We start from the raw sequence: 7814 nt of genomic DNA, 5'->3' as shown, positions 1-7814 counted from the left end.
GCGCGCCACACCGCGCGCCGGGTGATCCCGCCCGTTTGAAGCCTGGCCGCCACACCTAAGCCCTTAGTCTGCAACGGCTTTTTGACTTTTGAAAAGTCCCGGGCTAATATCCTGGATTCGGTCAGCAATGCCCGAATTACGTCGGTTGTCCGCGTAAACCCTCTGGGGTACTTCCAGGCACTACGGTGCTTGAAAGCACACAGGCGCTTTCCTTCTTGCCAGGTTCTGGCACCAAGACATGAAAGCGATCTTTCCAGGGCGGCAATCCCACCCAGCAGGGCGGGTCGCGCGGATGGACCCATTTACCTATTTAAGGAACACCCCATGTACGCGGTCGTAAAAACCGGTGGCAAGCAGTATCGCGTTGCCGCTGGCGAAAAACTCAAGATAGAACAGATACCGGCAGACATTGGGCAAGAAATCACCCTGGACCAAGTGCTGTCCGTGGGCGAAGGCGACCAACTGAAAGTTGGCACGCCCCTCGTCTCCGGCGCTGTGGTCAAGGCAACGGTTCTTGCGCAAGGCCGCCACGACAAGGTCAAGATCTTCAAGATGCGCCGTCGCAAGCACTATCAGAAGCGTCAGGGCCACCGTCAGAACTACACCGAAATCCGCATCGAAGCCATCACGGCTTAAGAAGCGACTCGGTACCACTTAGCAGGAGCTAAACATGGCACAGAAAAAGGGCGGCGGCTCTACGCGAAACGGACGCGACTCAGAATCAAAGCGTCTGGGCGTCAAGACTTTCGGCGGTGAATTGATTCCCGCTGGTTCGATCATCGTGCGTCAGCGCGGCACGCGCTTCCACGCTGGCGTGAACGTCGGCATGGGCAAGGACCACACCCTGTTCGCACTGATCGACGGCAAGGTTCAATTCGGCTTCAAGGGCGCATTGAACAAGCAGACCGTTTCGATCATCGCTGCCGAGTAATCGGACAAGCGCGGTCAGGACACGCGGCTCTACGCGTGCCCGAACGGCAAAAGCCCTGTCGCATGCGGCAGGGCTTTTTTGTCGTCGGGCCGCCCCAAGACGAAAAGCGCCCCTCTGGGGGTGGCCAGCACACGAAGTGTGTGCAGCGCGGGCGGCTCATTTTTGTTTTAAGGCACCAGGACGAGTAAGCTCTTCCTTGCCCCCTGGCAGCGCCCCATGACGGGCGGCTGCCCTATTTACCACTACACGCGCAGACACCATGAAATTCGTAGACGAAGCCACCATTGAAGTGGTCGCCGGCAAAGGCGGCAATGGCGTGGCGAGCTTTCGCCGCGAAAAATTCATCCCCAAAGGCGGCCCTGACGGCGGCGACGGCGGACGCGGCGGCACCATCTATGCGGTCGCCGATCGCAACATCAATACGCTGATCGACTTCCGCTACGCGCGCCTGCACCGCGCAAAGGGCGGCGAAAACGGCCGCGGCTCGGACCAGTACGGCGCGGCCGCCCCGGACATCACCCTGCGCGTGCCGGTGGGCACGGTCATCCATGACGCCGAAACCGGCGAAGTCCTGTTCGACCTGGACACCCACGAGCAGAAAGTCGTGCTGGCCGCCGGCGGCCAGGGCGGCATGGGCAACATCCATTTCAAGTCCAGCTTGAACCGCGCGCCGCGCCAGTGGACGCCGGGCAAGGAAGGCGAGCACCGCTACCTGCGCATGGAGCTGAAAGTGCTGGCCGACGTGGGCCTCCTGGGCCTGCCGAACGCTGGCAAGTCCACGCTGATCACCCGCATCTCGAATGCCAAGCCGAAGATCGCGGACTACCCGTTCACCACACTGCACCCCAACCTGGGCGTCGTGCGCACCTCGCCGTCGCGCAGCTTCGTCGTGGCCGATATTCCCGGCCTGATCGAAGGCGCTTCCGAAGGCGCGGGCCTGGGCCACTTGTTCCTGCGCCACCTGGCGCGCACCCGCGTGCTGCTGCACCTGGTGGACGTCTCCACGCCCGACCCGGACGCCGACCCCGTCGAGCAAGCCGTCGTCGACGCGCGCGCGATTGTCGAAGAACTGCGCCGCTACGACCCGGAACTGGCCGACAAGCCGCGCTGGCTCGTCCTGAACAAGCTGGACATGGTGCCCGATCCCGAAGACACCAAGCGCCGCTTCCTGGAACTCTACGACTGGAAGGGCCCTGTGTTCGCCATTTCCGGCCTGACCGGCGAAGGCACGCAAGACCTGCTCTACGCGTTGCAAGACTACCTGGATGCCGAGCGCGAAAAGGAATATGTGTCGCGCGACCAGGCAGACGGTACCTATGTGGCGCCGGACCCGCGCTTCGACGACACCCGCACGGATGCCGACAAGCCCGCCGCGCCGCGCGCCGCCGACGAATAAGCCATAATCGCAGTCCTTACGATTACGTCTTTTCTCGCCGCAGCCGGCGCCCATCATGTCTGCTGAAACACCCGCCGTTTCCGTCGTCACCCACGCCCAGCGCCTTGTCGCCAAAGTCGGCTCGTCGCTGGTCACCAACGAAGGCCGAGGCCTGGACCGCGCCGCCGTGGCGCACTGGGCCGCGCAGATCTCCGCCCTGCACAAGCAGGGCAAGCAGATCGTGCTGGTTTCCAGCGGCGCCATCGCCGAAGGCATGGCCCGCCTGGGCTGGCGCAAGCGTCCGTCCGTCATGCACGAATTGCAGGCGGCCGCGGCCGTCGGCCAGATGGGCCTGTGCCAGGCCTATGAAGCCGCATTCGCCGAATACGGCCTGCGCACCGCGCAGATCCTGCTGACCCACGAAGACCTGGCCGACCGCCACCGCTACCTGAACGCCCGCAGCACGCTGTTCGCATTGCTGCGGCTGGGCGTGGTGCCGATCGTGAACGAAAACGACACGGTGGTCACCGACGAGATTCGACTGGGCGACAACGACACGCTGGGCGCGCTCGTCACCAACCTGATCGAGGCCGACACGCTGATCATCCTGACCGATCAACGTGGTCTTTACGATTCCGATCCCCGCAAGAATCCCGACGCCAAGTTCATGTCGCATGTGCAAGCCGGCGACCCGGCGTTGGAAGCCATGGCCGGCGGCGCCGGCAGCGGCATCGGCACGGGCGGCATGCTGACCAAGGTGTTGGCCGCCAAGCGCGCGGCGCATAGCGGCGCGCATACGGTCATCGCCTCGGGCCACGAACGCAATGTGCTGACGCGGCTGGCCCAGGGTGAATGCATCGGCAGCGAATTGCGCGCGGTGCTGCCCGTATGGTCCGCCCGCAAGCAATGGCTGGCCGACCATCTGCGACTGCGCGGCCGCGTCGTGCTGGACGACGGCGCGGTGCAGGCGCTGCTGCGCGAAGGCAAGAGCCTGCTGCCCATCGGCGTCACGGAAGTGCAAGGCGAATTCGGCCGCGGCGACGTCGTGGCCTGCGTCGACAGCGAGGGCCGCGAATGCGCCCGAGGCCTGATCAATTATTCGTCGGTGGACACGCGGCGCATCCTGCGTCAGCCGTCGTCCCAGATCGCCCGCATCCTGGGCAGCATGACCGAACCCGAGCTTATGCATCGGGACAATCTGGTTGTGCTCTAGGCCCGGTTACTCCGGGCCCTAACCCTGCTGCTCGGGCACCGGGTGGTGCTGCAGAAAGATATAGCCCCACCCGCGCACGGCCAGTACCGGCAGATCGATATCAAAGCGGCGCGCCTTGCTGCGTAGCCGCGACACCAGGACATCCACGCTGCGCGCGCCCTCCGGCGAATGACAGGGGAAAAACCGTTCGCGGCGCAGGCATTGGCCCGGGGCATTCAGCAGGCGAAGAACAAAAGCCCGTTCGGTCGCGGTCAATGGCAGCCGCTCGCCTCCGGGTCCGGACAGCACGCGTTCGCCGCCATGCACTCGCCACGCGGGCCCGTCGGGCGCGGGTGGCAACCGACGCCTGCGCGCATTGCGCAACAACGCATCCCATTCCGTGGCCTCCATGCGCACGGAACTGTAGGCGTCCACGCCAGCCTCCAGGGCTTCGATGCGTTCGCGCGCCGAGGCTGCGGGCGCCTGCCAGACCACCACGGCATCCGGGGCTGCGCCGCGCAACGCGGCGATCAATTGCGGCACCCGCGCGCTTCGGCCCCGCAGCACCATCGCATCGACATCCTGCGTGCGCAGGCGGCCCAGGAGTTCGGTTGGCGACTCGCACACACTGACTTGCCATTGGAATTCACGCAAGGCAGCGACGAAATTATTGCTCGTCATTTCGTCAAGTTGCACGACGAACACATTGCCCCGTTCCCGCATGTGTTCGCACCTCCGAATTATCACTTAAGTGATTCTTATAGCCACCAAAGTAGACCATGAGCAAGCTTCAATCGACGCGTGAAGACATTTTCAGACCGATTGAAGCAAACTCGTCTTCTGCGTGGTCACACGCAGAAGACGCTCGCGCGTCTGGCGCGGATTTCGCAAAGTGCAATCGCCAGTTACGAAAGCGGGCTGCGACACTCCAGCAGATCGGTGCGCAAGTTGGCGCAGATTCTGAAAGTCGAACCGGAATGGCTTGAAACCGGCAAGGGTCCCATGGAAATCCCCATGGAAGGCTACGACCTGTCCGACACTCTTGCCCCTGCGGGCGTTGCCGAAACGATGCCGCGCCCACCCAAGCGGCGCCGGCCCCAGGCGCCGTGGCCTTATCTGAGTATCTCGCCCTCGCAGTTCGACAGCCTGTCGGCCGACGAGCGCGCAATCCTGGAAGCGCTGACGCTGGCCTTCATTGAAACGGCGCAAGCCCGCCGCACCGTCAAGCCGCGCGGACGCAAGATCAGCTGATCCCGGCCCGACCGCCCCCCTACCCCACATTGCATACGCGCCGTCAGGGCAAAAAAAATCCGCATCAGTCGATGCGGATTTTTGTTGTCTGCCCGGTCAAAACGGGCAGTCAGGTGGGCAAATTTGCCCCACTGGAGATCAGGGCTTGGGTGCGGGTGCGGGCGCGGGTGCGGCGCCGCCTGCGGCGGGAGCCGGCGCGGCATCGCCACGGATCTTGGCGGCGATTTCAGACGCGGCTTGCGCGGAGGCAACACCAAACGCCAACACGCCGCGGTTCAGCGGTTCGGCGATGCTGGGGGCTGCAACCAGTTCCTGGTCGATCACCAGCGCAAGGCGGTTGCCCACATTCTTGGTGCTCACTTCCGTCAACTTGCGGGCGCCGGCTTCGGAAAAGCGCAGGCCCACGAAGTTCTGGCCTTGGCGATCCACCAGCGCGGCGGCATCGGTCAGGTCGGCACGCGTCAGCACGGGCGTGGCTTGCATGTAGAGCTTGCCATCAGGCAGCGCGATTTCGCGCAGGCCCGGCCCGGGCTGCTGTTGCGCCAGATAGAAGTCGACCGACGAAGCGGTGGCGGGCTGCGTGGTCTGTTGGCCGGCTTCGGGCGTAGCCGCGGCACCGGACGACTTCGTCGGGGCGGTCTTGCAACCTGCCAGCGCCAATGTCACAACAACCAGGGCGGGCGCCAATTTGCGGAGGGTCAGTTGCATGCTCGATTCCTTCTTAAGTGGGCTGGTCCCGGCGAGACGACTGCCCGCCGGGCGTTTCATTGGAAAAGTGTACCGAACCTGAATGACACTGTCGCCCCAGACTGAATCCAAATGTAAAGCAGTAATACCAGCCCTCTTCAAAGTTCGCTCTATACTTCGCTTTCGCGCAGGGGTACTCGTCCCGCCTTTCCGGCAGGACGTGTTGAGAGAGTCCCTTCGTACCAGTACGGATAATGCCGATGCTGGGAGCCGTATTTCCGCCACGCGTGCCCGCGCGCCTGGCGGAAGTCCATTCCCGATCGGCTCCAACAACTCGCTTGGAGCTTTCCATGAACGCCAATCCCAAATTCCTGGCCGCTACCGCCGAAGTCGACGCGGCGGCCGTCGCACCGCTGCCCAAATCGCGCCGCGTGTATGAAACGGGCTCGCGCCCCGACATCCGCGTCCCTTTCCGGGAGATCGAGCAGGACGACACACCGACCATGTTCGGTGGGGAAAAGAACCCGCCGCTGACCGTCTATGACTGCAGTGGCCCCTACACCGATCCCGACGCCAAGATCGACATCCGCCGCGGCCTGCCCGAACTGCGCCGCGCCTGGATCGAAGAGCGCGGCGACACGGAAGTGCTGTCGGGCCCGACCAGCGACTATGGCCGCGAACGCCTGACCGATCCCAAGCTGACGGCCATGCGCTTCGATCTGCAGCGCCCGCCGCGCCGCGCCCAAGCCGGCGCCAATGTGTCGCAGATGCACTACGCGCGCCGTGGCATCATCACGCCCGAAATGGAATACGTGGCGATCCGCGAGAGCCTGCGCCGCGAACACTATCTGCAAACGCTGCGCGACAGCGGCCCCGACGGCGAAAAGATGGTCAAGCGCCTACTGCGCCAGCATCCGGGTCAATCGTTCGGCGCAGCCATTCCCGCCGCGATCACGCCGGCGTTCGTGCGCGACGAGATCGCGCGCGGCCGCGCCATCATTCCCGCCAACATCAATCACCCCGAAGTCGAGCCGATGGCCATCGGCCGCAACTTCCTGGTGAAGATCAACGCCAACATCGGCAACTCCGCCGTCAGCTCCGGCATCGGCGAGGAAGTGGAGAAGATGACCTGGGCGATCCGCTGGGGCGGCGACACGGTCATGGACCTGTCCACGGGCAAGCACATCCACGAAACCCGCGAATGGATCATCCGCAATTCGCCGGTGCCGATCGGCACGGTGCCGATCTACCAGGCGCTGGAAAAAGTCGACGGCAAAGCCGAAGACCTGACCTGGGAAATCTTCCGCGACACGCTGATCGAACAGGCCGAACAGGGCGTGGACTACTTCACGATCCACGCAGGCGTGCGCCTGCCCTTCATACCCATGACGGCCGACCGCATGACCGGCATCGTCTCGCGCGGCGGCTCGATCATGGCCAAGTGGTGCCTGGCGCACCATAAGGAGAGCTTCCTGTACGAGCGCTTCGAAGACATCTGCGAGATCATGAAGGCCTACGACGTCAGCTTCTCGCTGGGCGACGGCCTGCGCCCCGGCTCGGGTTACGACGCCAACGACGAGGCCCAGTTCGCCGAACTGAAGACGCTGGGCGAGCTGACGCAAGTCGCGTGGAAGCACGATGTCCAGGTGATGATCGAAGGCCCCGGCCACGTGCCGATGCAAATGATCAAGGAGAACATGGAGCTGCAACTGGAACACTGCCACGAGGCGCCGTTCTACACGCTAGGCCCCCTGACCACCGACATCGCCCCCGGCTACGACCACATCACTTCCGGCATCGGCGCCGCGTTGATCGGCTGGTACGGCACGGCGATGCTCTGTTATGTGACGCCGAAAGAACACCTGGGCTTGCCAAACAAGAAGGACGTGAAGGACGGCATCATCACGTACAAGATCGCCGCGCACGCCGCCGACCTGGCCAAGGGCCACCCTGGCGCGGCGATCCGCGACAACGCGCTATCAAAGGCGCGCTTCGAGTTCCGTTGGGACGACCAGTTCAACCTGGGCCTGGACCCGGACACGGCAAAGGAATTCCACGACGAGACGCTGCCAAAGGATTCCATGAAGGTGGCGCACTTCTGCTCGATGTGCGGCCCGCATTTCTGCAGCATGAAGATCACGCAAGACGTCCGGGATTATGCGGCGGCGCAAGGCGTCAGCGAAAAGGACGCATTGCAAAAAGGAATGCAGGAGAAGTCAGTGGAGTTCGTTAAGAAGGGGGCTGAGGTTTATCATCGGCAGTGATTTTTTTGGGTTGTGGCGGGCGGTTGAGTTGGGTTCTTGAGGCGCCCGTCACGTCGGCGGCGTGGGGTACGCGGGTCAACGATTGCGGTCCGGAGCCTTCGCTCCGGACTGCCC

At 63.8% G+C, this 7814-nt stretch carries 8 protein-coding genes; 6 read left to right on the top strand and 2 right to left on the bottom strand.

Going from position 1 to position 7814, the window contains the following annotated elements:
• The first annotated feature begins 324 nt into the window (after positions 1-324).
• From rplU to proB, 4 genes are all read left to right on the top strand, one after another.
• Positions 325-636, top strand: coding sequence for a 50S ribosomal protein L21 (gene rplU / locus ACE039_RS14855; RefSeq protein ID WP_006216228.1), 312 nt, complete (start codon positions 325-327; stop codon positions 634-636).
• Positions 637-670: 34 nt separating this feature from the next.
• A complete protein-coding gene (rpmA, locus tag ACE039_RS14850) occupies positions 671-931 on the top strand; it encodes a 50S ribosomal protein L27 (protein WP_105558808.1) in 261 nt (86 codons plus the stop codon).
• A gap of 259 nt (positions 932-1190) precedes the next feature.
• Entirely contained in the window at positions 1191-2327 is a 1137-nt protein-coding gene (gene obgE, locus ACE039_RS14845; protein WP_448710109.1) for a GTPase ObgE, read from the top strand.
• A 55-nt stretch (positions 2328-2382) separates the two neighbouring features.
• On the top strand, positions 2383-3519 hold the full coding sequence (proB, locus tag ACE039_RS14840; RefSeq protein ID WP_448710108.1) for a glutamate 5-kinase: 1137 nt from the start codon (positions 2383-2385) through the stop codon (positions 3517-3519).
• An 18-nt stretch (positions 3520-3537) separates the two neighbouring features.
• Here the strand turns inward: proB and ACE039_RS14835 are convergent, their stop codons facing one another.
• Positions 3538-4221: a transcriptional regulator gene (locus tag ACE039_RS14835; RefSeq protein WP_448710107.1), complete on the bottom strand. Its 684-nt coding sequence runs from the start codon at positions 4219-4221 to the stop codon at positions 3538-3540.
• 78 nt (positions 4222-4299) lie between these two features.
• Here ACE039_RS14835 and ACE039_RS14830 point away from each other — a divergent pair, with 78 nt between their 5' ends.
• Positions 4300-4749, top strand: a complete 450-nt coding sequence (locus ACE039_RS14830; RefSeq protein WP_448710106.1) for a helix-turn-helix domain-containing protein — start codon at positions 4300-4302, stop codon at positions 4747-4749.
• Between the two features lie 138 nt (positions 4750-4887).
• Here the strand turns inward: ACE039_RS14830 and ACE039_RS14825 are convergent, their stop codons facing one another.
• Complete coding sequence (locus tag ACE039_RS14825; RefSeq protein ID WP_105558813.1) at positions 4888-5457, bottom strand: SecDF P1 head subdomain-containing protein; 570 nt, start codon at positions 5455-5457, stop codon at positions 4888-4890.
• A 329-nt stretch (positions 5458-5786) separates the two neighbouring features.
• Here ACE039_RS14825 and thiC point away from each other — a divergent pair, with 329 nt between their 5' ends.
• A complete protein-coding gene (gene thiC / locus ACE039_RS14820) occupies positions 5787-7700 on the top strand; it encodes a phosphomethylpyrimidine synthase ThiC (protein WP_313462944.1) in 1914 nt (637 codons plus the stop codon).
• Positions 7701-7814 lie beyond the last annotated feature (114 nt).

The sequence above is a fragment of the Achromobacter maghribensis genome, assembly GCF_057334215.1.
The sequence above is the reverse complement of the archived record's forward strand: the minus strand, read 5'-3'. Positions and strand labels throughout refer to the sequence as shown.